The organism is Barnesiella sp. ET7 (genome assembly GCF_024733785.1).
Lineage (GTDB): Bacteria > Bacteroidota > Bacteroidia > Bacteroidales > Barnesiellaceae > Barnesiella > Barnesiella merdigallinarum.
The window spans coordinates 1-544 of record NZ_JANRHM010000071.1 but is presented as its reverse complement, the minus strand read 5'-3'; the positions used below and the strand labels follow the sequence as shown (position 1 = coordinate 544).

Below are 544 nucleotides of genomic sequence, written 5' to 3'. Positions count from 1 at the left end.
GGTGAAAAGAGGTCATGAGGAGTTATAAATGATGTGCCAAATTTGAAATAGATTTTGTACCGAAGAGTGAATTTATGGAAATAGAAAATGATAATTTGCACTATTTATGGAAATAGAAATAAACAAATCGCATTATTTATGGAAATAGATTACGGAAAATTTGCTGTTTTATGGAAATAGAATTATTTTTGCAGTAAAGTAATATGAATTATGAATACTCAGACATTACTATCAATAGTAGCAGACCAGCGTGAGGAGTTGCTAGCGAATGATTACTCGGAGTTGTGCCCACGTCCTGAAGAATCACAACTTGACTTAAAGAGCAATCGAGCTCAGGTGGTGATAGGTGTCAGACGATGTGGAAAATCAACATTATGCGAAATGTTCCTTAAGCAAAAGGGGATTGACTTCGCCTATGTAAACTTTGATGATGACCGAATGGAGGATATGGAGGCAAGTGATTTAGACCATTTGCTTGAAGCATTATATATGACTTATGGAGAGTTCAAATATCTGTTCCTTGATGAGATACAGAATATAGAAA

The 544-nt window shown here is 34.9% G+C and carries 1 protein-coding gene; it reads left to right on the top strand.

Features of this window, described 5'->3' with window-relative positions; translation table 11 throughout:
- Positions 1 to 210 precede the first annotated feature (210 nt).
- Positions 211 to 544, top strand: a 334-nt coding sequence (locus NW211_RS13965) for an AAA family ATPase (protein WP_258328286.1), incomplete at its 3' end; no start/stop codon positions are given.